34 protein-coding genes are annotated in these 23,862 nt (G+C 67.6%); 21 read left to right on the top strand and 13 right to left on the bottom strand.

Going from position 1 to position 23,862, the window contains the following annotated elements; genetic code table 11:
- Window positions 1–71 precede the first annotated feature (71 nt).
- The 7 genes from AC0GNO_RS04835 (at window position 72) to AC0GNO_RS04805 (ending at window position 3,008) form a co-directional block, all read left to right on the top strand.
- The gene (locus tag AC0GNO_RS04835; RefSeq protein WP_472903141.1) at window positions 72–380 is read left to right on the top strand and encodes a nucleotidyltransferase family protein; all 309 of its coding nucleotides are present in this window, start codon (window positions 72–74) and stop codon (window positions 378–380) included.
- The gene (locus AC0GNO_RS04830; RefSeq protein WP_472903140.1) at window positions 370–717 is read left to right on the top strand and encodes a HepT-like ribonuclease domain-containing protein; all 348 of its coding nucleotides are present in this window, start codon (window positions 370–372) and stop codon (window positions 715–717) included. Before AC0GNO_RS04835 ends, AC0GNO_RS04830 begins: the two co-directional genes overlap by 11 nt.
- Before the next feature lie 9 nt (window positions 718–726).
- Window positions 727–1,332, top strand: coding sequence for a plasmid pRiA4b ORF-3 family protein (locus AC0GNO_RS04825; RefSeq protein WP_472903139.1), 606 nt, complete (start codon window positions 727–729; stop codon window positions 1,330–1,332).
- 21 nt (window positions 1,333–1,353) lie between these two features.
- Window positions 1,354–1,644, top strand: a complete 291-nt coding sequence (locus AC0GNO_RS04820; RefSeq protein ID WP_472903138.1) for a nucleotidyltransferase family protein — start codon at window positions 1,354–1,356, stop codon at window positions 1,642–1,644.
- Window positions 1,641–1,994 carry a HepT-like ribonuclease domain-containing protein gene (locus tag AC0GNO_RS04815; RefSeq protein WP_472903137.1) on the top strand — a complete coding sequence of 118 codons (354 nt, stop codon included), beginning with the start codon at window positions 1,641–1,643 and terminating at the stop codon, window positions 1,992–1,994. The genes AC0GNO_RS04820 and AC0GNO_RS04815 overlap by 4 nt, the downstream gene beginning before the upstream one ends.
- A gap of 19 nt (window positions 1,995–2,013) precedes the next feature.
- Window positions 2,014–2,292 carry a helix-turn-helix domain-containing protein gene (locus AC0GNO_RS04810; protein ID WP_472903136.1) on the top strand — a complete coding sequence of 93 codons (279 nt, stop codon included), beginning with the start codon at window positions 2,014–2,016 and terminating at the stop codon, window positions 2,290–2,292.
- An 86-nt stretch (window positions 2,293–2,378) separates the two neighbouring features.
- Complete coding sequence (locus AC0GNO_RS04805) at window positions 2,379–3,008, top strand: nucleotidyltransferase domain-containing protein (RefSeq protein WP_472903135.1); 630 nt, start codon at window positions 2,379–2,381, stop codon at window positions 3,006–3,008.
- Window positions 3,009–3,296: 288 nt separating this feature from the next.
- Here the strand turns inward: AC0GNO_RS04805 and AC0GNO_RS04800 are convergent, their stop codons facing one another.
- On the bottom strand, window positions 3,297–3,725 hold the full coding sequence (locus AC0GNO_RS04800; RefSeq protein ID WP_472889421.1) for a hypothetical protein: 429 nt from the start codon (window positions 3,723–3,725) through the stop codon (window positions 3,297–3,299).
- Window positions 3,726–3,874: 149 nt separating this feature from the next.
- Window positions 3,875–4,342, bottom strand: a complete 468-nt coding sequence (locus AC0GNO_RS04795) for a hypothetical protein (RefSeq protein ID WP_472903134.1) — start codon at window positions 4,340–4,342, stop codon at window positions 3,875–3,877.
- Window positions 4,343–4,531: 189 nt separating this feature from the next.
- Here AC0GNO_RS04795 and AC0GNO_RS04790 point away from each other — a divergent pair, with 189 nt between their 5' ends.
- Entirely contained in the window at window positions 4,532–4,888 is a 357-nt protein-coding gene (locus tag AC0GNO_RS04790; protein WP_472903133.1) for a rhodanese-like domain-containing protein, read from the top strand.
- 17 nt (window positions 4,889–4,905) lie between these two features.
- On the opposite strand, the gene AC0GNO_RS04785 is transcribed toward AC0GNO_RS04790, so the two are convergent.
- Window positions 4,906–6,792: a pyruvate kinase gene (locus AC0GNO_RS04785; RefSeq protein WP_472903132.1), complete on the bottom strand. Its 1,887-nt coding sequence runs from the start codon at window positions 6,790–6,792 to the stop codon at window positions 4,906–4,908.
- 148 nt (window positions 6,793–6,940) lie between these two features.
- Here AC0GNO_RS04785 and AC0GNO_RS04780 point away from each other — a divergent pair, with 148 nt between their 5' ends.
- Entirely contained in the window at window positions 6,941–7,564 is a 624-nt protein-coding gene (locus AC0GNO_RS04780; protein ID WP_472903131.1) for a hypothetical protein, read from the top strand.
- A gap of 44 nt (window positions 7,565–7,608) precedes the next feature.
- On the opposite strand, the gene AC0GNO_RS04775 is transcribed toward AC0GNO_RS04780, so the two are convergent.
- Together AC0GNO_RS04775 and AC0GNO_RS04770 are read right to left on the bottom strand one after the other, a co-directional pair.
- Window positions 7,609–7,929, bottom strand: coding sequence for a GYD domain-containing protein (locus AC0GNO_RS04775; protein WP_472889416.1), 321 nt, complete (start codon window positions 7,927–7,929; stop codon window positions 7,609–7,611).
- Window positions 7,930–7,992: 63 nt separating this feature from the next.
- The gene (locus AC0GNO_RS04770; RefSeq protein ID WP_472903130.1) at window positions 7,993–8,145 is read right to left on the bottom strand and encodes a hypothetical protein; all 153 of its coding nucleotides are present in this window, start codon (window positions 8,143–8,145) and stop codon (window positions 7,993–7,995) included.
- 314 nt (window positions 8,146–8,459) lie between these two features.
- On the opposite strand from AC0GNO_RS04770, the gene AC0GNO_RS04765 reads away from it, so the two are divergent.
- Window positions 8,460–10,046 carry a winged helix-turn-helix domain-containing protein gene (locus AC0GNO_RS04765; protein WP_472903129.1) on the top strand — a complete coding sequence of 529 codons (1,587 nt, stop codon included), beginning with the start codon at window positions 8,460–8,462 and terminating at the stop codon, window positions 10,044–10,046.
- 6 nt (window positions 10,047–10,052) lie between these two features.
- Here AC0GNO_RS04765 and AC0GNO_RS04760 read toward each other — a convergent pair whose 3' ends face one another.
- Window positions 10,053–10,973, bottom strand: coding sequence for a M14 family metallopeptidase (locus AC0GNO_RS04760; RefSeq protein WP_472903128.1), 921 nt, complete (start codon window positions 10,971–10,973; stop codon window positions 10,053–10,055).
- Window positions 10,974–11,002: 29 nt separating this feature from the next.
- Entirely contained in the window at window positions 11,003–11,863 is an 861-nt protein-coding gene (locus tag AC0GNO_RS04755; RefSeq protein WP_472903127.1) for a DUF3014 domain-containing protein, read from the bottom strand.
- 175 nt (window positions 11,864–12,038) lie between these two features.
- Here AC0GNO_RS04755 and AC0GNO_RS04750 point away from each other — a divergent pair, with 175 nt between their 5' ends.
- Complete coding sequence (locus tag AC0GNO_RS04750) at window positions 12,039–12,365, top strand: DUF2322 family protein (protein ID WP_472903126.1); 327 nt, start codon at window positions 12,039–12,041, stop codon at window positions 12,363–12,365.
- Window positions 12,366–12,371: 6 nt separating this feature from the next.
- Here AC0GNO_RS04750 and AC0GNO_RS04745 read toward each other — a convergent pair whose 3' ends face one another.
- Window positions 12,372–12,659: a hypothetical protein gene (locus AC0GNO_RS04745; protein WP_472903125.1), complete on the bottom strand. Its 288-nt coding sequence runs from the start codon at window positions 12,657–12,659 to the stop codon at window positions 12,372–12,374.
- 222 nt (window positions 12,660–12,881) lie between these two features.
- Here AC0GNO_RS04745 and AC0GNO_RS04740 point away from each other — a divergent pair, with 222 nt between their 5' ends.
- Window positions 12,882–13,328: an SRPBCC family protein gene (locus tag AC0GNO_RS04740; protein ID WP_210828544.1), complete on the top strand. Its 447-nt coding sequence runs from the start codon at window positions 12,882–12,884 to the stop codon at window positions 13,326–13,328.
- A gap of 19 nt (window positions 13,329–13,347) precedes the next feature.
- On the opposite strand, the gene AC0GNO_RS04735 is transcribed toward AC0GNO_RS04740, so the two are convergent.
- On the bottom strand, window positions 13,348–14,091 hold the full coding sequence (locus tag AC0GNO_RS04735; RefSeq protein WP_472903430.1) for a tRNA-uridine aminocarboxypropyltransferase: 744 nt from the start codon (window positions 14,089–14,091) through the stop codon (window positions 13,348–13,350).
- A gap of 61 nt (window positions 14,092–14,152) precedes the next feature.
- Here AC0GNO_RS04735 and AC0GNO_RS04730 point away from each other — a divergent pair, with 61 nt between their 5' ends.
- The 3 genes from AC0GNO_RS04730 (at window position 14,153) to AC0GNO_RS04720 (ending at window position 16,569) form a co-directional block, all read left to right on the top strand.
- Window positions 14,153–14,611, top strand: a complete 459-nt coding sequence (locus AC0GNO_RS04730) for a DOPA 4,5-dioxygenase family protein (RefSeq protein ID WP_472903124.1) — start codon at window positions 14,153–14,155, stop codon at window positions 14,609–14,611.
- A gap of 11 nt (window positions 14,612–14,622) precedes the next feature.
- The gene (locus AC0GNO_RS04725) at window positions 14,623–15,240 is read left to right on the top strand and encodes a pyridoxamine 5'-phosphate oxidase family protein (RefSeq protein ID WP_472903123.1); all 618 of its coding nucleotides are present in this window, start codon (window positions 14,623–14,625) and stop codon (window positions 15,238–15,240) included.
- A gap of 90 nt (window positions 15,241–15,330) precedes the next feature.
- On the top strand, window positions 15,331–16,569 hold the full coding sequence (locus AC0GNO_RS04720) for a GGDEF domain-containing protein (protein ID WP_472889407.1): 1,239 nt from the start codon (window positions 15,331–15,333) through the stop codon (window positions 16,567–16,569).
- 13 nt (window positions 16,570–16,582) lie between these two features.
- Here AC0GNO_RS04720 and AC0GNO_RS04715 read toward each other — a convergent pair whose 3' ends face one another.
- Window positions 16,583–17,305, bottom strand: coding sequence for an SOS response-associated peptidase (locus AC0GNO_RS04715; RefSeq protein ID WP_472903122.1), 723 nt, complete (start codon window positions 17,303–17,305; stop codon window positions 16,583–16,585).
- Window positions 17,306–17,425: 120 nt separating this feature from the next.
- On the opposite strand from AC0GNO_RS04715, the gene AC0GNO_RS04710 reads away from it, so the two are divergent.
- The 6 genes from AC0GNO_RS04710 to AC0GNO_RS04685 are packed head-to-tail and all read left to right on the top strand — an operon-like array spanning window position 17,426 to window position 22,109.
- Window positions 17,426–18,325, top strand: coding sequence for a peptidoglycan DD-metalloendopeptidase family protein (locus AC0GNO_RS04710; RefSeq protein ID WP_472903121.1), 900 nt, complete (start codon window positions 17,426–17,428; stop codon window positions 18,323–18,325).
- Window positions 18,326–18,341: 16 nt separating this feature from the next.
- A complete protein-coding gene (locus tag AC0GNO_RS04705; RefSeq protein WP_472903120.1) occupies window positions 18,342–18,866 on the top strand; it encodes a pseudouridine synthase in 525 nt (174 codons plus the stop codon).
- A gap of 60 nt (window positions 18,867–18,926) precedes the next feature.
- Window positions 18,927–19,724: a S1 family peptidase gene (locus tag AC0GNO_RS04700; RefSeq protein ID WP_472903119.1), complete on the top strand. Its 798-nt coding sequence runs from the start codon at window positions 18,927–18,929 to the stop codon at window positions 19,722–19,724.
- 32 nt (window positions 19,725–19,756) lie between these two features.
- Window positions 19,757–20,389 (top strand): DUF938 domain-containing protein, encoded by a 633-nt coding sequence (locus tag AC0GNO_RS04695; RefSeq protein ID WP_472903118.1) that lies wholly within the window; start codon window positions 19,757–19,759, stop codon window positions 20,387–20,389.
- A 12-nt stretch (window positions 20,390–20,401) separates the two neighbouring features.
- Window positions 20,402–21,355 carry an aldo/keto reductase gene (locus AC0GNO_RS04690; RefSeq protein ID WP_472903117.1) on the top strand — a complete coding sequence of 318 codons (954 nt, stop codon included), beginning with the start codon at window positions 20,402–20,404 and terminating at the stop codon, window positions 21,353–21,355.
- 40 nt (window positions 21,356–21,395) lie between these two features.
- Window positions 21,396–22,109, top strand: a complete 714-nt coding sequence (locus AC0GNO_RS04685) for a DUF6064 family protein (protein ID WP_472903116.1) — start codon at window positions 21,396–21,398, stop codon at window positions 22,107–22,109.
- A gap of 25 nt (window positions 22,110–22,134) precedes the next feature.
- Here the strand turns inward: AC0GNO_RS04685 and AC0GNO_RS04680 are convergent, their stop codons facing one another.
- From AC0GNO_RS04680 to AC0GNO_RS04670, 3 genes are all read right to left on the bottom strand, one after another.
- Window positions 22,135–22,572, bottom strand: a complete 438-nt coding sequence (locus AC0GNO_RS04680; RefSeq protein WP_472889398.1) for a hypothetical protein — start codon at window positions 22,570–22,572, stop codon at window positions 22,135–22,137.
- A 136-nt stretch (window positions 22,573–22,708) separates the two neighbouring features.
- Window positions 22,709–23,446, bottom strand: coding sequence for a hypothetical protein (locus AC0GNO_RS04675; protein WP_472889397.1), 738 nt, complete (start codon window positions 23,444–23,446; stop codon window positions 22,709–22,711).
- Window positions 23,447–23,450: 4 nt separating this feature from the next.
- Window positions 23,451–23,663, bottom strand: a complete 213-nt coding sequence (locus AC0GNO_RS04670) for a hypothetical protein (RefSeq protein WP_472889396.1) — start codon at window positions 23,661–23,663, stop codon at window positions 23,451–23,453.
- Window positions 23,664–23,862: the final 199 nt, after the last annotated feature.

Below are 23,862 nucleotides of genomic sequence, written 5' to 3'. Positions count from 1 at the left end.
GATGATGCACCAAGTGGCAGCGAACGCGGTCGCACTCGCTGTCAACGGTGTCCATAGCTACACTCACCTCCATGCACCCCGCCATCGCCCAACACCGCGCCTCCATTGCGGCCATCTGCCTGCGCTACCGCATCAGCCGGCTGGAGGTGTTTGGTTCGGCGGCGCGTGCCGATGACTTTGACCCCGCGAGTAGCGACGCTGACTTTCTGGTGGAGTTCGCGGAAGATGCGCAGCCCGACCTGCACAGCTTCTACGGCGCCAAGGCCGAGCTGGAACAACTGCTGGGGCGGGGTGTGGATCTGGTGGAGCCGGGCGCGGTGCGCAACCCCTATGTGCTGGCCAGCATCAACCGCCACCGCGAGCCTGTGTATGCAGCGTGATCCGCGTGCGTTCCTGTGGGATGTGCGCGAAGCGGCGCAGGCGATCCAGTCCTTCACGGCGGGTCTGGACGCCAAAGCCTACGTGGGCAATGAATTGGTGCAGGCCGCGGTGGAGCGCAAGTTCGAGGTGATCGGCGAAGCCCTCAACCAGCTCACCAAGCTCGATGCCCCCTTGGCGGCCCGAATCCCGGACGTTCCACAGGTTGTCGCCTTCAGAAACCAGCTGATCCACGGCTACGCGACCATCAACCCGGACACGGTCTGGAACATCGCGCAAAACGCGCTGCCGGGTTTGCTGTCGGCCGTTCAGGCCTTGCTGGACGAACTGGGCAGTTGACACATATCCATGTCGTCTTCGCACAATGCCCTGCTGCTGCGGGTTGAGCTGAAGGATTTCAAACCGGCGATTTACCGGGAGGTCTTGGTCGACCCGAACATCACCCTGCGTGCCTTGCACACGGTGATTCAGGCCGCCATGGGTTGGGAAAACGCGCATCTGTATGCCTTTGCCCAGCCGCTTCGCTCGACGGAATCGTTCTGGAAGATTCCGAACCAGCGGAAATGGCAGAAGCCCAGCCCCGACGCATGGGGCGAGCCGATGGGCAACGATGCCAAGGTCAGGCTCTCCCAGTTGCTGACCGCGCCCAAACAGCGTCTGCTGTACCTCTACGACTTTGGCGATGAGTGGTTGCACACCATCACGCTGATGGCTTTCAGCGAAGCCCATGTGCCCTTGCCCCACCTGCTCAAGGCACAGAATGGGTGCCCGCCAGAAGACTGCGGCGGCCCGCCCGGTGCCGAATACTGGGCCGCTGCCTGGTACGACGCCGATCATGAAGACCATGAAACGGCACGCGACATGTTCGGGGGCCAAGAGCCTGGCTCTCTGGACTTTGCAGCGCTGCACAAGGCTGTGGCCAAACTGAAGAAACCCGCCCCCAGCACGAAGTAGGGCCCAGCTACACTCGGCCTCATGCGACCTTCCCAAGCCCTCAACCTGCACCGCTCGCAAATCCGCGAGATCGCGATGCGCCACCGCGTAGCCGGTGTGAGCGTGTTTGGCTCGGCGATCCATGGCGACGACGTGGAAGGCAGCGATCTGGATGTGCTGGTGGACCCGACGCCCGCGACCACGCTGCTGGACATTGGCGCCATCCGCTACGAACTGAAAGCGCTGTTGGGTATGGAGGTCGATGTATTGACCCCCAATGGCCTGCCCGACAGCTTTCGCGAGCAGGTGCTTCGCGAGGCGGTGCGACTGTGAAGCGCCAGCATCCGCTGCGCGCGGCAGACTACCTGCAACACCTGGCGCAGGCGATTGACAACATCCAGAGTTACACGGTGGGCATGGACGCCGCCAGCTTCAAGGCAGACCGCAAAACGCAGGACGCGGTGATCCGCAACCTGGAGATCATTGGCGAAGCCTGCAACAACGTGGTCAAGAACGACCCGTCGTTTGCCAAAGCCCATCCCGCTATGCCCTGGGGCTTTGCGTATGAGATGCGCAATGCGCTGGCACACGGCTACTTCAAGGTGGACCTGGACATCGTTTGGGCGACCGTCAATGCTGACTTGCCCGGTTTGAAAGCACAGTTGGCGTCGTTGATGCGGTAATACATCGGTTGCGCAAATCATGACTGTGAGCAGCGACAACGTTTTCCACGACCTGGGCTTTGCCGGGCCCGAGGCGCAAAACCTGTTGCTGCGCGCCGATCTGGTGGCACACATCCGAAAAGTGATAAACAAGCTCGGCATCACCCAGGCCGAAGCCGCCCAGCGCGCAAGCGTGAGCCAGCCGCGCATGAACGATCTGGTGAAAGGCCGCACCCACAAGTTCACGCTGGACGCGCTGGTGAACGTGGCGGCGCAGTTGGATTACACGGTCAGGCTGTCGGTCAAGAAGGCGGCTTGATCTCTGCGGAGGCTGCTCAACCGCGGCGGGAGAAGTTCGGATGAGGGCCACCTTTCAAACCCTAATTGGGTATGATAAAACCCATTATGGGTACTAACTCCACTCCTTCTCCCTCGTCCACAGCCGACGCCCTCTTCCCCAAAGTGCGCCAGCGGGTGCTGGGCGTTCTGTTCGGCGCGCCGGACCGCAGCTTCTACACGAACGAGGTGATCGGCCTGGCGCAGTCGGGCGCGGGCGCTGTGCAGCGTGAGCTGGCCGATCTGGCAGGCGCGGGTCTGCTCACAGTGCGCAAGCAGGGCAACCAGAAGCACTTTCAGGCCAACGCAGCATCGCCGGTGTTTGCCGAGTTGCGCGGGCTGGTGCTCAAGACGATGGGGCTGGCCGATGTGTTGCGCGCCGCGCTGGTGCCATTGGTGCCGCAGATTGAGCGCGCCTTTGTGTTTGGCTCCATCGCCAAGCAGCAGGACACGGCCGAGAGCGACGTGGACTTGCTGGTGGTGAGCGACACGCTGGGCTATGGCGATGTGTTCGCGGCGCTGGAGGGCGCCAGCCAGACGCTGGGGCGCACCATCAACCCGGCGCTGTATTCCGCCGCCGATTTCCAAGCCCGCCTGCAGGGCGACAATGCGTTCGTCAGTCGCGTGATGCAACAGCCAAAGATATGGCTGATCGGCCAGGCCGAATCAGCGCCACATGAACCCAACCAACCCGCTTGAAAACCTGAGTCGCCCCGGCGGCTCGCTCAAACCGGAGCCGCCGGATGCGGCCGAGATCGCCGGCTTGCAGCGCACGGGCCGCGCCCGCCTGGCGGACGCGGGCAACACCACGCTGGCCCTGGAAAGCCGCTTCGACCTGGCCTACAACGTGGCCCACGCCTTGGTGCCTCGCGGCACTGCGCGCCAAGGGCTACCGGGCCGGCAACCGCTACATCGTCTTTCAGGTGCTGCCCAAACCGCCCTTCCCCACCCATCTCGACAAAGGGTGCGACGCACCCGCTGCCGCACTCAGTGCAGCGTATTCGCCATGATCTGGTGCATTTCATTCTCCAGAAGCTTCGACGGTATGACGACCATCTGCTTGCCGCCGAATTCGGCCGAGTAGCGCGGCGTTTCGCTGGCATGCTGGTAGGCCTCGCCGAGCCGCACAATCATCTTGCCGACTTCAATCTGCGTCAGATGGTGTTCTTCGGCGAACTCCTTGAGGCCGGTGACCTTGCCATCGTGAATCCAGGCAATGCCGAAGTTGCTGGGGGGTCTGCCGAGGAAGACAAAGGCCTCGTGCTCTGCCGGCACCACTTCCAGGTGGTCATGCACCTTGTGCGCCAGCTCCGCCAGCGGCGCTTTGACCTCATCGAGCTGGGCCATCGCCTCGTTGCCAGCCGGCAGCGGCGGATACGCCACCTTGTTGCCAAAAAACTTGTCCAGTAGTCCCATGTTGTTCTCCTTTCAGAAGAATAAAAGAGATCCTGACAACCGCGCATGAGCGCGTAGCGGGAGGGGGGGAGATGGGAAAGATGTCGCCAAGCGCTTTCACCATAGACCATCAGGGCGATTTTTTCAAACCGGGTCGACGAAATGGTTTTTCAAAGGCCCGCCGGCCGGCTGGGTATGTTGGCGCTGTAGATCAGCTCCACCGTGGTGCCGTCGGTCATCTGGAGCTGCACCGTCATGCGCCGAAACGCCCACTTGAGGTCGACCGTGCCGGGCGCCGCGTTCTCCCGCGCCTTGGTGCTGATGGGCAGGCCGTAACGCGCGCGCAGCGAGGCCTGCAGGGCTTGCAGCAGCGCCTGGGTGCGCTCACGGGTGCCAGGCTGGGCCCGCAGGTGAATGCGCTGCAGGCGCTCGGACTCGAAATGGAAGGTCGCTGCGAAGTCCTCGTCCGCAATCGGCGTGCTCGGGATTTCCAGCAAGGCGCTGCGGTCCGCCGAGCGCTGGCTGGGTGAGGTTTCGCGGGCGTCGGGCATCAGGGCGCGGATCTCGGCCGGACTGGCGTGCATCGGTGCATCGCGCCACAGGGTCTGGGCCGAGGCACTCCATGCGAAGCCAGCCATCACAAGACAGGTAAGGAAGTGCTTCATGACGCCCAGTGTGCCGCAAGCGCCCGGCTCGGGACCTCAGCGGGGAATTTCCTGGGAAGGCGTTCCCAACGCCTGCAGGTATCTGGCCAAATTGAAAGATACTCCCGGGTGTAGCTTCGGGTGGATTTTTTCCTCCCGCCGCCCCCTACCCCAAGGAGTTGTATGGATTTCGCAGGTTTTTTCCAGCAGTACTGGCCACTCATGCTGGTGGCGCTGTGGTTTGGCTACAAGTGGTGGAGCGCGCGAAAGGTCGTGGCTTTGCTGCCTGGGCTGAAGCAGCAGGGCGCGACGCTGGTGGATGTGCGGTCCGCCGCGGAGTTCGCGGGCGCCAGCGCCCCGGGCTCGATCAACATCCCCCTGCCGGAACTCGGGAGCCGGCTCAGCGAGATTCCCAGGTCGGCGCCCGTGGTGCTCTGCTGTGCCAGCGGAACGCGCAGCGGGATGGCGAGGATGGTGCTGAAGAAGAATGGCTACGGGCAGGTCTTCAATATCGGCAAATGGCGCAATCTGTTGCGGTGACGGATCGGCGCGGGGGCTCAGGTCAGGCCCTCCTCCGCCCAGGCCCGCAGGGCGCGCAGCAAGGGGGTTTTCTTGGTCTGGTGGCCGGCCATGCGGCGCAGGATGTCGTCGAGCATGCGGATGGCGTCTTCGATGTACGGGCCTTTGTTGAGCATCACGCATTCAGCGCGCACGCCCATGCTGGCGTCGGAGATTTCGGCGCGCGAGGGCACGCCGGTCTTGGCCAGGGTTTCAAGCACCTGCGTGGCCCAGATGACGGGCATGTGCGCCGCCTCTGAACACCAGAGTATTTCTTCCTGCACTTCGGCCAGGCGCTCGTAACCGCATTCCACGGCCAGGTCGCCGCGCGCGATCATCACGCCGGCCGTGGGCGCGGCCATGGCGGCGAGCATGAGCTCGGGCAGGCTCTCGAAGCCCCGCAAGGTTTCAATCTTGAGCACCACGCCCACCTGGCTGCCCCCCAGCGCCCGCAGCTCGTCGAGCAGGCGGTGCACGTCGTCCGGCGCTTGCACGAACGAGAGGCCCACGAGGTCGGCCACCTTGGCCACGGTGCGCAGGTCCTGCAGGTCCTTGTCGGTGAGCGCGGGCAGGTCGAGCTGGCTGTCGGGCCAGTTGATGCCCTTGTCGGCCATGAGTTTTTCGCCGCCGTCGCGGGCCTGCACGATCTCCAGCTCCAGCCGGCGCCGGGACGCCTTGCGCACCACGGCACCGATGCGGCCGTCGTCGATCCAGACCCGTTCACCCACGTGCACCTGGCCGATCACCTCGGGCAAGGTGCAGGCGATGCGGGGCGGCTCGGCATCGCCTGCATCGTCACCGTCGGCCGGCTCGGCGGTCAGCTGCAGCACGTCGCCCCGGTGCAGGCGGATCGCCGACGGCAGGGGTTGTATGCCGCTGGGATAGGCGGTGTGGATGCGGCGACCGTGCGTGCCTTTGAGCGAGAGGGCTGTGTCGGGCGTGAGGTAGCAGGTGTCCATGCACTCGACCACCACGCCATGGACATCGCGCTCGACCACGAGCAGGCGGCGCTTCTTGCCGCGCCCGTCGGTGAGGTGGATCTGTTGCCCCAGCCGGGCGCGTTCCAGCCAGTCCTGGTCCACCACGATGCACGGCGGCGTCCCGGACGTTGCCGGCATCTCGGTCGGCGTCAGGCGCAGCCGCCAGGGCTGGATGGCGAAGCCCAGCTCGTCGCGAGCGGGGCGGAGCTTGAGCACGGCTGGGCCGACAGGCAGCGTGCCGGTGCGGATCTTGGGGCCGCCCAGGTCCATGAGGACTTTTACCTCGCGCTGCGCCGCCTTGGCGGCACGACGCACCAGCCTGGCCATGGCCTTCCAGGCATCGGCGTCGTCGTGTGCGCAGTTGATGCGGGCCACGTCCATGCCGGCCCGGACCAGGCCGCGCACCAGCGAGAAGTCGGTCGCCGCCTCGCTGGGCAGGGTCACCATGATGCGCACGTTGCGGTCGCGCGCCACCGGGCCGAGCAAGGCCTTCGTGTGATGCTGCAACAGCGCCGGTCCCGACACGCTGCCCACGGGCTCCTCGGACGAGCGGTCCTGCCAGTCCTGGCCGGTCAGGCGGTGCAGGATGCCCAGCACCTTGTCCACGTTGGCCAACACATGAGACTCCGAACGCCCCAGCGAAGACACCCCCAGCCAGGCCAGCCGGCCCTGCAGGTCGCGCAGGTCGGTCGCACGCATGGCCAGGAAATGCACCAGGTTGCGGGCGCTGTCGCGCTGATGGGGGCCGACCCGTTCGATGGTGTCGGCGTAGCGCTGTTCGCTGTCCAGCATGGCCGCGCGCAAGGCCCAGAGCTTCTGGATCAGCTCATGACAGACTTCGGGGTTCCAGGGCTGCGGACCGGACGGGGTCTCTGCAGGGCGAAGGGGCTTGCTTTTCTTGTGCATGCCTCCTTGTAAGGCAAACAGGTTTCAAATTGGTGTCAGTGCCGGCTGGGACGGGTTTGGGTGTCCGTGCGTGGCGGTGTGTGTCAGGCTGGCAAGGATATGCTGATCAGGCATGCGCGCCAGAGGCGCGTCACCCGAAGGAGTGTTCATGGCAACCCGCAGGAATCCGGTCACCGATGTCGAACCGCCCGAGGATTCGGGCTCGCACCTGATCAGCCAGGCGATCCTGTCGCTGGTGGGCCAGGTGCCCAGCTCGAAGGAGCTCAAGAGCAAGACGCCCGCGGACGATGCGCGCAAGAAGGCCAATGCCGCGGCGGCCAAGGCGGCGCTGGCGGCCGGCGCGCTGGCGCTGCCGCCGGGTTTCGTGGGCTGGTTGACCATCCTGCCCGAGATGGTGGGTGTCTGGAAGATCCAGAAGCAGCTGGTGGCCGACCTGGCCGCCCTGTATGGCAAACAGTCCACGCTGACGCCCGAACAGGTGGTGTATTGCCTGTTCCAGCACACGGCGGCGCAGGGCGTGCGCGATCTGGTGGTGCGCGTGGGCCAGCGCACGCTGGTGCGGCGCGCCTCGCCGCTGCTCATCCGCACCCTCACCCGGCGCATTGGCGTGAAGCTCACGCAAAGAGTTCTGGGCAGGGGCGCGGCGCGCTGGCTGCCGATCGTGGGCGCGGTGGGCGTGGGCGCATATGCCTACGTCGACACGGCGCAGGTGGCGGCCACGGCGATCGACCTGTTCGAGGGCGTGATCGAGGTGGAGGCGGTGGAGGTCTGATCCTACCGCTTCGCCAACCGGCCGTCGAAGGCGCGGTGCGCGCGCTATTGCCCCGGCGGGCGGTAGACCGGCAGTTTCTTGGTGGCGATGTCGACCTCTTCCACCGTGAGCAGCACGGTGGTGCGCAAGGACACCGCGCCGCTGGTGTTGATGGCGGTGACGAGGGCGCAGGCGCTCACGTTGTCGGGCATGTCGACGATGGCAAACACATCGGTGTCACCAAAGGCGAAGTACAGGCATTCGAGCGTGCCGCCCATCGATTTGACGAGTTTGTCAACCACGGTCCGGCGCCCGGAGGCGCCCTCCTTCACGAGACCGCGCGCGCCTTCGGCGGAGTAGTTGCCTTGCGCAAGGTATTTGGGCATGGTGATGTCTCCCAGGGGGTTGAGGGATGGATGAAACAGGAGCCGGAACAGGCAGGCACGGCGTCAGACCGTCTTCCAGATGGCGTCGTGAAACGAGCCCGGGATGAAGTTGTCGGACGCGCTGTTGACAAGCTCCCAGTACTTGGGGTCTGAGGTGATCTTGTTCATGACGGTCTCCAGCTCGGTCAGATCGTTGTAGCGGGCCGACCAGGCCACGCGCTGCACCTCGCCACCGATGGTGGAGCAACACTTCGAGTTCGCGTTTTTGTGTTTCCTTGAAATAGGTGGCCATCTCTTTGGCAAACGCCAGGGCTGCGCCCGTTTTTCCGGGCTTGACGCCGGCCACCCGCACAAATGCAATCATTTTTGTCTCCTTGTTTCGCCGGAACAGCGGCGTCTGTGGCCCGCTTCAGACCCGTGAAAGCGGCCCTGCCCAATGTGGCCATTCGCATGACCGCCGTCCCTAAACGCATCTGAATTTGGACCAAACTTTCCTAAACCCGGACTTGTGGCTACGATGAAAGGCTCCGGTGAAAGGCAGGCTGACCGTGCTCGATCCCGTGGTTTTCGGTCATTTCGAACTCCGACCCGCGCAGCGCCAGTTGCTGAAAAGTGGTGAGCCGGTGGCGTTGGGTGCGCGGGCCTTCGACGTGCTGACGGCGCTGGTGCAAAACCGGGAGCGCGTCGTCACCAAAGAAGAATTGCTGCGCCAGGTGTGGCAGGGCGTGGTGGTGGAGGAGAACAACCTCACCGTGCATGTGTCCAGGCTGCGCAAGTTGCTGGGCGCCGATGCGGTGTCCACCGTCAACGGCACGGGCTACCAGTTCACCTTGCAGGTCTCCTACGCTCAGCGTGCGCCCTCACCGGCGCCATCCACCCACGCCGATGCAGCGGCCACACCGCTGCCCCTGCCGGACAAGCCCTCGATCGCCGTGCTGCCGTTTGCGCGCATGCAGGGCGACGCGGCGCACGAAGACTTCATCGACGGCATCACCGACGAGCTCATCACCGCGCTGTCGCGCTTCCATTCGCTGTTCGTGATTTCACGCAACAGCGTCTTCACCTACAAGAACCGGATGGTGGACGTGCGCACGGTGGCGCACGAGCTCGGCGTGCGCTATGTGCTCGAAGGCAGCGCGCACCGGGCTGACGCGTCGGTCCGGGTGGCGGCGCAGCTGATCGATGCGGTCACCGGCCAACAGATCTGGGCCGAGCGCTACGACCGCCAGCTGGTGGACGTGTTTGCGCTGCAGGACGAGCTTGCCCGTGCGATCGTGACCGCCATGGCGCCGTACATCGAGACCACGGAGCTGAACCGTGCACGCAGCCGTCCGATCGAAAACGTGACGGCCTACGAACTCGCGCTGCAGGCCCGTGCCCGCGTGCGCGAGGGTTTGTCGCGCTCCCATGCGGCCACCCGCGACGAGGCCATCCGGATCGCCGGGCAAGCGTTGGCGCTGGACCCCCGCTGCGGGATGGCGCTGCACGCGATCGTGGACGCCCACTCGTGGCACCTGTACTTTGGCACCGCCGGGTCGATTCCGGACACCCTGGAGGCCGCGCTGAACGCGACGGCCAGGGCCCTGGCGATCGACAGCGCCGACCACCTGGCTTATCTCGGGCGCGGCTGGCTGATGCTGGTGTCGGGCCGGCTGCCCGAGGCGAGCGCCGATTTCCGGCGCGCCCTCGATCTGAACCCGAACGACCCGGTCGCGCTGGTGCGGCTCGGTATGTGCGAGGCGGTGTCGGGGGCGTGCGCGCTGGGCACACGGCGCTGCCTGGAGGCGCTGCGCCTGAGCCCGCGCGACCCTGCGCGCTTCCATCTGCTGGACAACCTGGTCTGGGCGCAGTTCGCATCCCGGTCCTACGCGGAAGCGATTGACACGGCGCGGCAGTCCTTGCGCGAGGCCGATTTCGCCGGCACCCGCCTGTGCCTGGTGCTCTGCCTGGTCGGCGCGGGCGATCTGCCGGGCGCCGCGATGGAGCTGCAACAGCTGCGCCAGCTCGCGCCCGCCATGGTGGAGGCCCGGCTCAGCGGGGTGTGGCTGGCCAGCGATCCGGACGTGCGGCAACGAGAGATCGATTTTCTGGGTGCCGCCAACGGCTACCGCGCCTGAGTCGCGTCAGCGCTGTGCGAGCACGAAATCGATCGCCGCGCACACGGCCGCCACCTGCGCGGCGTTGCAGTGCTCGGGCGTGACGCGCGGGCTGTCGGGATAGACCTCGGTCGTCGTGGTGTAGCGGGCGCCCGTGATGCCGGCGCACAGGCCGAGCGACTTCAGCGGGTAGCGGATCACGCCGCGCTCAGACTGGGGCGAGCCGATGAGGCCGCCATGAGCGTCGGACGGCGCAATGTGCGTGATGCGCTCCACCGCCGCGATGATGGCTTGCTGGAATTCGGGCTGCGGGTTCTCGGTGTCGTCCACGAGGTAGAAGCCGTCCGGGATGTGCACGGGGGTGTAGGGCACACCGTCGCGCGCTGCCTTCGCCGGGCTGAACTCCGATGCGTCGGTGTCGGTGGTTTCGTGCAGGTCGATGTGCGCAGCGAACTGACCCAGCAAGGGCGCCACCAGCCGCATCAAGGCGGCGGATTCCTGCGCCGCGCTGGATTCCTTGAACGAGCGGTTGGGGTCGATGGCGTCGAAGTTCCAGCGGTGGATGCGTTCGTAGCCCCACGGGCTCACGCACGGCGCCACCAGCAGGTTCACCCGGCCCGCATAGACCTCGGCATGCTGATCCAGAAACCGCAGCGCGCCGTGCACGCCGCTGGTCTCGTAGCCGTGCACGCCACCCGTCACGAGCACGCCCGGCAGGCCGGGTTTCCATTCAAGGCTCTGCAGGGCAAAGAGCGGATACACATCGCTCTCGTACAACACCTCCCCATAGGGCAAGACCTCGAAGCGCGCACGCAGCCGCTCGAACACGGTCAGCACATCCTCGGCGTAGCTGCGCTGGCGCACCAGCTGCGCGCGCCAGGCGGCCACTTCAGCGGGTCCCCAGGCCTGGCCGGAGGTGCCGATGGGATAGAAGGCGGGATGGGTCATGGGCGGTTTTTCCGTCTGGGCCAGGGCGCTCAGGGCCTGGCCACGCGCTGGCGAATGTCTTTCAGCTTGGCCTGCAGGCGCCGCTGGTTGTCGGGGCCGGTGCGCAGCAGCATCTTGCGCCCGGCCGACAGGGACTCCAGGGCCGGGTCGGCCAGTTCGTAGCGCACCCAGGGGCGTGTGGACGGGACCGAACCTTTCACGTCCACCAGGGTGACGGCCAGCGGTCCAGTGGGCACCGGCGTGGCGATCAGGTGGTCGAGCACCTGGACCAGCCGGTCGTTGAAGTAGCGGCCCGGAAAGCCCAGCTCTTCGTAGGCCTGCTGAAACAGGGGGTAGAGGCTGCGGTACAGGTCCACGGCCTTGCCGGTGTCCACCGATTCGATCATCAGCACCAGCGGCACGTAGCGCTGGCTGTTGTCGGGGTGGATGGTCTCAGCGCCGTTCTCACCACGTTGCGTGGTGAAGCGCTGGGGCGTGGGAATGACGGGCCAGACCATCACCGGCGCCTGCGAGCGCGCCAGGTTGTCCACCGTGGCCACCACCCGCCGCACGAAACCGTCGACCTGCAGGAAGGTGAGCAGGTTCTTGCGGCTGAGCAAGCCCGAGAGCAAACCGTTGACGTGTTCGTCGGACCCGGCGAGCGCGGGCAGCGGGGTGGGTTCTGCGGCAGCATCAGCAACCGGTGGCTCGACGGGGTGTTGAACGGTGGGTGGTGTGGGCTCGGGGTCCACCGGCGCAGGCGGCGCCTCCGGGGCGGCGGCCGAGGGTGCAGCGGCCGGGGCAACCGGTGCCGGCGCGGGTTTGAACTGCTGCCAGCCGAAGTAGCCCGCCACGGCGAGCGCGACCAGGGCAGCGATGAGTACGGGGAGCCGGGAAGTCGGTGGGTTCATGCCTCGTCACCTGGTGGGTGGTTGGGGGCTGACCATCCTACACCGGGGTTTTCATGAGCCAGCGCTGGCGCGCAAGGTTGCACACAGCGGCCATCTATGAACGGCACAACAAAATTTCGCATGGTTTACATGAATCGGGAAGAATCAGAGCCACTGCGAACCTCCCCGAACCAGCATGAACTTCACCGAGCGACTCAAGACCCTGCCCGCCACCCACCACCTCGCCGCGCTGCAACTGCTGGACGCCCACGGTGCGGTGTTGGCCACGATTGAAAACAGGCCGGGCCAGACCGGTTCGCTGGCGGTGTACGCCGCCCTGGCCGCGATGCACGGCGGCCGCATCACGCCCGAAGCGGCGGCGCTGGGGCTGGACTGGTACGCGGAACACACGGCCGATGCGCGCACGCACCCGGGCAAACACCCAAACATCGACCGCCTGCTGGCCTGGGCACAGGGCACGGCGAGCCACACCGTGCGGCCGGTTCCAGCGGCGAGTGTTTGAGCGTCGTCAGTCGACCCAGCTGACCACAGGGCCGAGCCTGCGTTCGGCCATGAACACGGCCTCGCGCAGCGAGAGGGCCGCGCCGCCGTCCAACCAGGGCATGGGTGTGTGGGGCTTGTCGAAGCGGATGTAGTAACACTCCACGGCGTGATCGCCGGCGAGTTCGGGCGGGTCGTCGGCGTTGCCGGTGCCGTACAGGGTGTGGTGGCGCACGATGCGCACATGGCAGGTGGTCACGCCGCCGTAGAACCACAGCCCCTGTTTGACGGGTGAAAGTTGGTCAACGTCTTTCATGTCGCCTGCCCCCTTGAGAGTGAACACCCGGGACGCCGGCCGTGCCGCCCCACGGGGCGGCCATGCCGTGCAGACCATGATAGGCACAGGTGACCGCTGCGCCAAGGTGGGTAACACGGGGTTTGTCGAAACCGGGCACCCTGCTTCGTCGTAGGCTGGTGGATGCGCCAGCTGTCCGCCGCTTCACCCGTCACCCCCCAACCGCCACCCAGGAGATTTCCCATGACCACCGGCACCGTCACCCTGCACCGTGTGTTGACCGCACCGCCCGAGCGCGTGTACCGCGCTTTTCTCGACCCGGACGCGATGGCCAAGTGGTTGCCGCCGCACGGCTTCACGGGCCGCGTGCTGGAGATGGACGCGAAGGTCGGCGGCATCTACCGCATGCAGTTCACCAACCTGAGCAGCGGCCACGTGCACGCCTTTGGTGGCAAATACCTGGAGCTGGTGCCCAATGAGCGCATCGTGAACACCGATGTGTTCGACGACCCGAACCTGCCCGGCCAGATGATCACCACGATCACGCTGAAAGCGGTGTCGGTGGGCACGGAGCTGACCGCAGTGCAGCAAGGCATTCCGGCCATGATCCCCACCGAAGCCTGCTACCTGGGCTGGCAGCAGTCGCTGCAGTTGCTGGCGCTGCTGGTGGAGCCGGAGATTCCGGGCTGAGCGCGGCCCTGCCTGCGTTTCAGCGCGCAGGCATCGCCAGTGCCTGCAGGCGCTGGTGCGGCTCGCTGGCCCAGTCCAGCGGCAGCTGCTGTCGGATGCTGAGGTAGTGGTCGGTGAACACGTCGAGCCAGGCGGCGAGCGTGTCGGCGGCGCGCTGTTCGCCGGCCAGTTCGAAACACAGCGCGGCCACTTCGGAGGTGCAGAAGTGGTGTTCGTGGGTGGAGCGGCGCAGCCGGTAGTTGGACACCTGTTCGGGGTGCAGGCTGAGCACGGGCAGGCGGTCCAGATACGGGCTCTTGCGAAACATCTTGCGCGCCTCGGACCAGGTGCCGTCGAGCAGGATGAACAGCGGGCGCTGGCCGCCCTGCCCGGCTTCGTTGCCCTCGACCGGGGGCAGCGCGGTCACCACGCGCCCGGGCTCCACATAGTCGCCGGGGAACACCACATACGGTTGCCACTGCGGATCGGCCAGCAGCGCCAGCAGCGCCGGGTCCACCGCGGTGCGCGCCCAGCCGAAGGCCCAGGTGTCGGCCACCACGTCGGCGATCAGCCAGCCGGTGTTGCTGGGCTTGAGCGCTTCGATGTCGCCCATGATCAGGCACACGCCGGCGCGCGTGGGCACCTGCGGGCGCAGTGCGCAGATGCAGTGGCTGGCAATGAGGCGGCAGCTGGGGCAGCGCCCCAGGCCGGAGCCGCGGGCCACGTAGGGCTTGGAGCTGACGGCCAGGCGCGCGGTGCGCAGGCGCGAGACGGCGTGGCTCATGGGCGTACCTTCGCCCTGCGGGCTGCGTGCCCGCAGGGCTGGATGGGTGACAGGGGTGGTCATGCGGGGACTGTATGCCAGTGGCGAGCTGCACGCCCTCGGCACGGCACAGCGTGCGCTGAAATCTGCCATCATGCCGCGCATGAACGACGCCACCACCCCACCCGACACCGTCATCCACGGCTGGCACGCCCACGTGTACTTCAACGCCGACACGCTGGCGCAAGCGCGCACGCTGTGCGAAGCAGCAGCCGCACAGTTCCCGCTGAAGATGGGCCGCGTGCACGAGAAGCCGGTGGGCCCGCACCCGGACTGGAGCTGCCAGCTGGCCTTCAAGGCCGCGCTGTTTGCCGACGTGATCCCCTGGCTGACGCTGCACCGCGGCGGTCTGGTGGTGTTCATCCACCCGATCACCGGCAACGACCTGGTGGACCACCGCGACCGCGCCATCTGGATGGGCGCGGTGCGCCCGCTGGACCTGAGCGTGTTGCCCGAGCGCTCGGTGACCTACGACCTGTAAGCCCTGAAGCCATGAACATCACCACCCTTGAAGCGCTGCGCGCGCTGTACGACCCGGTGCGCGAACGCTCGGCCAAGAAGGAACTCCCTCAGCTCGACGTGCACGCCACGCGCTTCATCGGCCTGTCGCCGCTGGTGGTGTTGTCGAGCGCGGGGGCGAACGGCGCGCTGGACGCGTCGCCGCGCGGCGGTGAGCCGGGCTTCGTGAAAGTGCTGGATCCGCAGACGCTGCTGATCCCCGACGCGCCCGGCAACAACCGGCTCGACACGCTGGAAAACATCGTGCAGACCGGCCAGATCGGCCTGCTGTTCCTGGTGCCGGGTATGGACGAGACGCTGCGCGTGAACGGCAGCGCGCTGCTGACCACCGATGAAGCCGACCGCGAGCGCAGCGCCGATGCGAGGCGCGTGCCCAAACTCGTCATCCGCGTGACGGTGCGGGCGTCTTACCTGCATTGCGCCAAGGCGCTGATGCGATCGGCACTCTGGAATGCGAGCCGCCATGTCGCGCGCTCGGTGATGCCGAGCATGGGCGAGATGCTGCGCGAACAGATCGGCGAGCGCATGAGCGCGGAGGCGCCGGTGGAGACACAGGAACAGATGCTGGAGCGCTACCGGCAGACGCTGTAGCGGCGTGCGTTCATGGGGTGTCGCAGCTCAGACACGCATTCGATAGATTTCCGCGATTCTGGTTGGGCCATGGCAACCATAATCGGGCGCATGCCTGTTTCTGAAATCGCCATCTGGTCGGCCATGCTCGGGGGTCTGTTGACGCTGGCGGCGCTGGCGCTGGGTGACGCGCTGGGCAGCCGCAGCACGGGCGCGATGCGCAACCTGTGGTTTGTGGTGCTCACTGGCGCGAGTTGCGTGGTCATGTCGGGTTTGCCGGAAGCCTTGTTTCCAGCCCTGCCGGAGCGTCCGCTGATGGTGCTCAAAGCCAGTCTGGGGCCGCTGGCGGGCGGCGTGGCCCTGTATTTCCTGGGTGGCTGGCTGGGCGGTGCGCGCGAGGACGCCCTGGCGCACCGCCTCACCGCCTGGGGGGGCGCTGCCGTGTTCCTGACCGCGATGGCGCTGGCGCTGCTGGCCAGCCAGGTGTCGCGTGACCACTTTCGTCCGGTGCTGCTGGCGGCCGCGGTGGTCAACATGGTGCCGGTGTTGCTGGCGCTGATCGCGGTCATCCGGGCCACCCGGCGGGGCGACCCGCTGGCGCGCTGGATGGTGCTGGCGATCGTGTGCCTGGCGGCCATGGTGAGTGGCCTGTACCTGCGCGGCCTGGACGCACCGGGCCTGGGTTCGGGCTTCTGGCTGCTCACGGCGCTGGTCACCATGGTGTATTTCCTCACGGCCACGGTGCTGGGTTTTGTGCGCAACCGGCAAAACCGCAAGCTCGCCCGCCTCTCGCGCGTGCAGCAAGGCGCCGATCCGGTCACTGGGCTCTACACCGGCTCGGCCCTGATCGCCGAGGTGGAACACGTGTTCTGGCGCACCGCCCGCCAGCAGGGCGAATGTTCGGTGATCTGCGTGAACGTGAGCAACCTCTACGAGCTGACCGATTCGGCCGGGCCGGGTGTGGAGCACCAGATCCTGGTGACGCTGGCGGCGCGCGTTCGCCGCGCGGCCGGTTTCCGTTGCGTGGTGGGTCAATACCACCCGCGCTGCTTTGTGGTGGTGATGTTCACCGACAAGCACGCCGCGCCGCTGACCGAAACGCTGGCCCATTTGCGCTTCATGGTCGGCGCGTCGCTGCCGGTGGTGGATGAGTATCAGACGCACCACACCTTCCAGCCGCGCCTGGGCATCGGGGTGGTCACCCACGCCCCCTCACACGCGAAGCCGATGGACATCCTCAACGAGGCCGAGCGCCTGGCGCTGGCGCAAATCGCCAACTGGTCCCGCCCTCAGGGACCCGATGCGACCACCGAGCACGAGATCGTGACCGCGCCACAGCCGCTGCGCTGAGGTCCGCGGAACGCTACTTTTTTTCGACCGGGTTCGCCGTCAGCCAGTTGGCCGGGTAGGCGCGCAGGAACTCGCGCGCCTTCTCGGGGTGGGCGGCGTTGAGCCAGGCGTCGTAGCCCCCTTCGTTCAGCACCGCGGGCATGCGTTTTTCACTGCCGGGCTGCTGGTAGCGGTGCATGAGCGCGTGGCTGTTGGCGTTGACGGTGAGCAGGGTGTAGCTCACGATGACTTCGCCGTCGGCGCCGGTCCAGCTTTCCCACAGGCCCGCCACGCCCATCGGCTGGCCGTCCACGCGGCTGATGCGCGTGGCCACGGCTTTGCCGCTGCGGAAGTCGTCTTCAAAAAACGCCATCATCGGCACGATGCAGCGCTGCCCGGCGAGCCAGGCTTCGCGCAGGTTGTTGGAGGTGGTCACGGTTTCCGAGCGCGCGTTGACCAGCTTGGGCGAACGCAGCTTGGCATCGGACGCCGACTTCACCCAGCGCGGCACCAGGCCAAACTGGCCGGCCACGAGTTCGCGCACCAGCGGGGGCGCCGGTCGGGGTTCCTGCGGCTCATTCGTGTCCGGGGAATCCGCCGGTTCCACGGGTTCGGCCACGGCAGCGGCCGCCTTGCGGATGAACACCCCCGGCTTGCGCGGCCAGAGGTCGGGCCCCACAGGGGATTCGGGGGCCTCGACATGGAAAACATCGGGATAAAGGGAGGCGAGCCGCAGGCTCTCGGTGTGAACGGTCATGCGGCCATGCTAGCCGACCGGACCGCCGGCCCACCCGCGGTTCACCGCCGGCCCGATCGGTGGCATGCTTGGAGCGCCCGCCACGCCCTGCCGATCGTCCAACCAGCGCACCCGCCTCCCATGCTTCAGAACCCCCTTGTGCCACCTGCTCAGTCGACCCGCTCCCGCCGCTCCGTGGTGCGGGGGGCCGCGGGCGCCGTGGGGCTTCTGCTGCTGGGTAACTGGCGCCTGGCCTCAGGGGCCGGGGAAGCGGCGGCCGAGGCGAACGTGCCCCAGGTGGCGCCGGTGCCGGGCGGCATCGTTCGCCTTTCGCTGGGGCCATCGCAGGAGCGTCCCCGGGCCTGGGCGGGCGAGGTTCCGCTGCTGGTGCTGGGTGATCCGGTCGAATGGACCGCGCTGGTGGGCATCCCGCTGTCGGCCACGCCGGGCGAGGCGCGCATCGTGGTGCAGGGCGAAGCCCGCGAGCCGCGCGAGCTGGCGTACACCGTGACGCCCAAACGTTACGCCGAGCAGCGTCTGAAGGTGGCCCCGAAAACGGTGGACCTCTCACCCGAAGACCTTGCGCGCTTCGAGCGCGAACGCGACCACCAGAAGACGGTGATGGCGACCTTCAGCGAGCCAGCGCCGGGCGACCTGCGCATGCGCGTGCCGGTGGCCGGCCGGCGCTCCAGTTCCTTCGGGCTGCGGCGCGTGTTCAACGGCCAGGCGCGCAGTCCCCACAGTGGAATGGACATCGCCGCGCCCACGGGCACGCCGGTGAACACGCCGTTGCCGGGTCGCGTGATCGACACCGGCGACTATTTTTTCAACGGCCAGACCGTCTGGCTCGACCACGGTGGTGGCCTGCTGAGCATGGTGTGCCACCTGAGCGCGATCGATGTGCGGGTGGGCGACACGCTGCTGGCGGGCGAACGCCTGGGCGCCGTGGGCGCCACCGGCCGCGTGACCGGGCCGCACCTGCACTGGGGCGTGATGCTCAACCGCACGATGGTGGATCCGGCGCTGTTTCTCGCTGAATGATGGAGCGAGCGCCACCATGCTGATCCGCTTCAACAAACCCTACGGCGTGCTCAGCCAGTTCACACCCGAAGGGCGCTGGCGCGGGCTCAAGGACTTCATCGACCGGCCCGGCGTGTACGTGGCGGGCCGGCTGGACGCCGACAGCGAGGGCCTGCTGCTGCTCACCGATGATGGCCAGGAGCAGGCACGCATCGCCGACCCGCGCCACAAGATGGAGAAGACCTACTGGGTACAGGTGGAAGGTGTGCCCGACGAAGCCGCGCTGGCCGCCCTGCGCCGCGGCGTGACGCTCAACGACGGCCCCACCCTGCCGGCCCGCGCCCGCGCGATGCCGGAGCCGCCCGCGCTGTGGGAGCGGAATCCGCCGATCCGGGTGCGCAAGGCGGTGCCCACGGCCTGGATCGAGCTGGTGATCCGCGAAGGCCGCAACCGCCAGGTGCGCCGCATGACGGCGGCGGTGGGGTTTCCCACGCTGCGCCTGATCCGAGCCGCCATCGGGCCGCACAATCTGGATGACTTGGCGCCCGGCACCTGGCGCTGAAACAAACAACCGCAAAGCCCTGCCCAGGCCCTTCCTTTGGCGACACACAGGACACCACCGATGACCACCACCCCACCGCCGACACAAACCCGCAACGCGTCTGCCACGGTGGACCCGCTGTTTCTGGCCGCGCCGCGCGTGTCCACCTTCCTGCGCAGCTACGCGCTCACCAACGCCAGCGGTTTCTTCTTCCAGCGCGACGAACGCCTCTACCTCGTCACCAGCCGCCATGTGGTGATCGACGAAGCCACCAGCCACCTGCCCGACCGGCTGGAGATCGAGGTGCACCTGGACGCCAGCAACCTCACCCGCTCGACCGGGTTTTCGATGCTGCTCTACAACCAGGGCGCTGCGGTGTGGCGCCAGGGCCGCGACGGCGGCAGCGAGATCGACGTCGCCGTGCTGGAGCTGGACCGCAGCCAGCTGCCGGCCGGCGCGATCATCCGCGCCTTCACCCCGGCCCACCTGCAGACCTCGTTTGCCAGCGTGCCGGTGGACGCCTCGCTGCTGGTGGTGGGTTTTCCGCTCGGTTTTCACGACGCCGTGCACCACCTGCCGGTGGTGCGCCAGGCGGCGATCGCGTCGCCCTATGGCATCCGCTTCCAGGGGCAGGGCTTCTTCCTGACCGACGCGCGCACCCACCGCGGCACCAGCGGCGCGGCGGTGGTGATGCGCGACACCGCGCCCACCCCCGAGACGGCCGAGCTGCCCTGGAAGCTGCTGGGTGTGCATTCGTCGCGCATGGACATGGGCGACCGCGACCGCGTGCTCGACGAGTCGCTGGGCCTGAACTGCGCCTGGTACGCCGACATCCTGCTGACCCTGACCACACCCCGGACGGCCGGCAGCCCGGTCTGACGCCCGCCCCCCGGTTCCGCCACGCCACGCCCATGAGTACCCTGCCGTTCAGCCCCGCCGCCGACCGCAACCAGCAACCGATCCTGGAGGCCTTGCGCGAGGTGCTGCCGACCCGGGGCCGCGCACTGGAAATCGCCTCGGGCACCGGGCAACACGCGGCCTGGTTCGGCGCCGGCCTGCCCGGCTGGACCTGGCAACCCACCGAAGCAAACAGCACCGCACTGCCCGCCATCGCGGCCCGGGTGCAGGAGGCCGGGGCCGGCAACGTGCGTGCGCCCTGTCTGCTCGACGTGATGAAGCCGCGGTGGCCGAGCGACGAAGAGACCCTGGCCAGTGCGTTCGCCTTGCCCTTCGATGCCATCTTCTGCGCCAACCTGCTGCACATCTCGCCCTGGGCCACGTGCCGATCGCTCATGCAGGGCGCCGGGCGCCACCTGGTCAAGGACGGCGGTCTGCTGCTGATCTATGGGCCGTTTCTGGAGGACGGCGTGCCCACCTCGCCCGGCAACCTGGCCTTTGACGAAAGCCTGCACGCGCAGAACCCGGCTTGGGGCCTGCGCCGCCGGGAAGCGGTGGAAGAAGAAGCCCTGCGCTGCGGCCTGGGCCTGCGCCAGCGGCTCGCCATGCCGGCGAACAACCTGCTGCTGGTGTTCGGGTTTCGCTGAACCGGGCTGCACATGGACACACCGCGCACGCATTCGCCGGCTCCGGTCGCACCGGACCGCCGCCGCTGGCTGGCCACTTCGGCCCTGCTGGCGGGCCTGCCCGCCTGGGCCACGCGTGCAACGGCCCAGCCTGCACCCAGCCCCCTGACGCGCCCCATCCCTTCCAGCGGCGAAGCGCTGCCGGTGGTGGGGCTGGGGAGCTGGATCACCTTCAACGTGGGCAACGACCCGGTGGCGCGCGATGCGCGTGCCGAGGTGGTGCGCGCCTTTTTTGCCGAGGGCGGCCGCCTGATCGACAGTTCGCCCATGTACGGCTCCTCGCAACCCGTGATCGGCCACGCGCTGGCGAAACTGGGCCACCCGGCCACGCTGTTTTCGGCCGAAAAGGTGTGGGTGGGTGACGCGGCACGCGGGGCCGCGCAGATGGCGGCTTCGCGGGCGCACTGGGGCGTGCCGCGCTTCGACCTGATGCAGGTGCACAACCTGCTGGCCTGGGAAGAACACCTGCCGCGGCTGCAGGCGATGAAGGCCGCGGGCCAGTTGCGCTACGTGGGCATCAGCACCTCCGAAGGCCGGCGCCACGCCGAACTGGAGCGCATCCTGCGCACGCAAGCGATCGACTTCGTGCAGCTCACCTACAACCTGCTGGACCGCGAGGTCGAGCAGCGCCTGTTGCCGCTGGCGCAGGAACGGCGCATCGCCGTGATCGTGAACCGGCCGTTCCGCCAGGGTGACCTGCTGGACCGGTTGCGCGGCCACCCGCTGCCAGGCTGGGCGCGCGAGATCGGTTGCGACGGCTGGGCCCAGGTGGCGCTGAAATTCGTGGTGTCGCACCCGGCCGTCACCTGCGCCATTCCCGCCACCAGCCAGGTGGCGCATCTGCGCCAGAACATGGGCGCGGCGCGCGGACGCCTGCCCGACGCCACCCTGCGCGCGCGCATGGCGCGGGACGTAGCGGCGCTCTGAACACCCACGCGCTGCACGGCACAGCAACCCCGAGCCAGCCATGAGCGAATGGTGGACCTACCGCCCGGCCGATCTGCTGATGTTCGCGCCGCGCACCTATTGGCGCCTGTTCGAGCTGCAGAACCAGGCGCTCTGGCCCATGCCGGTGCTGACCACGCTGATCTTTCTGGCCGTGGGCCTCGGCCTGCTGCGGCGCAGCGACACCGCCCTGCGGGCGGGCACCGCGGCGCTGGCGTTGTGCTGGGCGCTGGTGGCCTGGAGTTTTCTCCTGCAACGCTACGCGGCCATCAACCCGGCGGCCACGGTCTCGGCTGGCGTCTTCGCCGTGCAGGCCCTCGGCCTGCTCGTGCTGTCGGGCGCCAGCAGCCTGCGCACCACGGCCCACCCGCTGCGCTGCGGGATCGGCCTCGGCTTGCTGGCCTGGGCGCTGCTGCTGTACCCCCTGCACGCAATGGTCGCGGGCCGGTCGCTGGTCCAGGCCGAGGTGTTTGGTTTCGCGCCCGACCCGACGGCGATCGGCAGCCTGGGTCTGCTGCTGTGCGCGGACGCGAGAGGACGCTTCGCGCGCGGACTCCTGGGGGCGCTGCAGGGGGTGGCGGTCGCCTGGTGCGTCGTCAGCGCGGCCACCTTGTGGACCATGGGATCACAGCAGGGCTGGGTGCCCCTGATCGCCGCCGTGATCGCGCTGGCCGTGCGCTGGCACTGGCCCCACCGCGTGGACCGGCGGCCAACGGGAACCGCCAGCCGCCGATGAACGGCGCTGTTGCGCCGCGATCCGGTTATCTGGGCGCGGGCATCGGCGCTTGCATGGGGGCCCGCATGGGCGCCGGCGCCGGAACCTCGGTCACCAGTTCACGCAACAAGCCGCCGGCGGCCACGGAGCCCGTTTCATTGCCGTCGCCCCGCGCCCTGCGCTCGCAGAGCATCTTGTCGTCGGGCGACATATCCTTGCAACGCTGGAGGGCGTTGCGCGCCAGTTCTTCGGGTGACGTTCCGGTCGACCGACGGCCCTTCAGGGCTTCGGCGCGCACCGCACCGGCCTCGCGCAGGCAGGCCGTGCGTTCGTGCATCGACGCACTGTCGAGACAGGCGGCGCGGTCTTGCTGGTAGGTCGCATCGATCGCCGAGCGCGACTGCGCGAAAGCGACAGGCGACAACATGAGCAGGGCGGCGCTGGCCAGCAGACCACGGGTCATGGAATGGGACAAGAGGGACATACGGTCTCCTTTGGAACAGGGAAAAAAGCGTGCGGTGGCGAGCCACCGCATCACCGGAACAAAGTAACGCCCGCGCGGCGGTCCGTCTGTGCACCAGCGCACAGTGCGCGGCAGGTGCCAAGCTGCCAGCCGCGGTTCAGGAAGGCATTGCATGCGTGATTGGCCGCGCCTGGAACCCGAACACCTGCTGCAGCGATTTGTGTTCCGGCAGCACGTAAATCACGGCATGCCGGCCCGAAAACATCGGACGGATGTGCGCGTCGTAAAAATCGGCCGGCACGTTGATGCAGCCGTACGAAATGCGCTTGTCGGCGACGGAGGGCGATGCGAGCCGCTCCAGCCGGCGCTCGGTGGGTTGGGTGGTGCGAACCCGGTGCATCGACACGGCCGCACCGTGATCGACCCACACCACGTCTTCGCCGGTGTGGTTGCGGCCGGCCATGCCCACGAAGCGGCCCGCGGGCGTGGTGCGCTCCTCGGGCCTGACCTCTGCGATGGGCCGCGAACCGATGCCCGGCACGGAGTCATCGCCCGGCGCCGAGCCCAGCAAGACCGGCGTGGCATCGCGCAGGCGCGCCGCAGCGTCAAACACATAGAGCCGGGCCGCCTTCTTGTCGATGACGACGAACGGCTGGCCGCTGTGGTTGCCCGTGCCGGCCACCCAGTCCACCACCTGGCGGGTGGCAACCGAAGCCGGCGTGTGGCCAAAGTCGGGCAGGCGCCCGGCGCTGACCGGAGCAGCCACCTGCACCAGGACCTGTTGAACGGGCGGAATCACCAGCGCCAGGATGGCCAGGCCCGCCAGCAAGCCGCGCCGGACGTCCTCGGCCATGCCCCGGCGCGAGGCGTCCGGCGGTGTGTCGTGCCCGTCCATCGGATCAGTTGCGGTCGGCCCGTTCCATGGGTTCGTTCATCATGGCGCCGGACGTTGCGGCGTCCGGTGCGGGCGTGACCGCGGCGTCCGCGGGTGTGGTCATCGGCGTTTGCGCCTCGGCGGCAGGTTCTGGCGCGGTCTGGGCATAGGCCCAGCCCACCGCGCCCACGACGGCCAGGGCGGTCACCGACGAGGTGAGAAGTCTGGAAGCAATCATGACGGGTTCCTTCAGCGTTGCTGCACACGGCAGGGGAATGGCGAACCCGGCCGGAAAAACCGGCCGGGTCCCGCTTGGAACCGGTGTCCGGGGTCATGGTTCTCTTTCAACAAAGGTGGTTACTTGTGGTTCATTCCGGACAACGGGAATTACAAAAAAGCACACGACCCCATCGACCACACCGGGCCAGGCCCTCGAT

This window comes from Hydrogenophaga sp. L310, from assembly GCF_055703065.1.
Note: the sequence above shows the minus strand (reverse complement) of the source record. Positions and strands in the feature narration are given on the sequence as shown.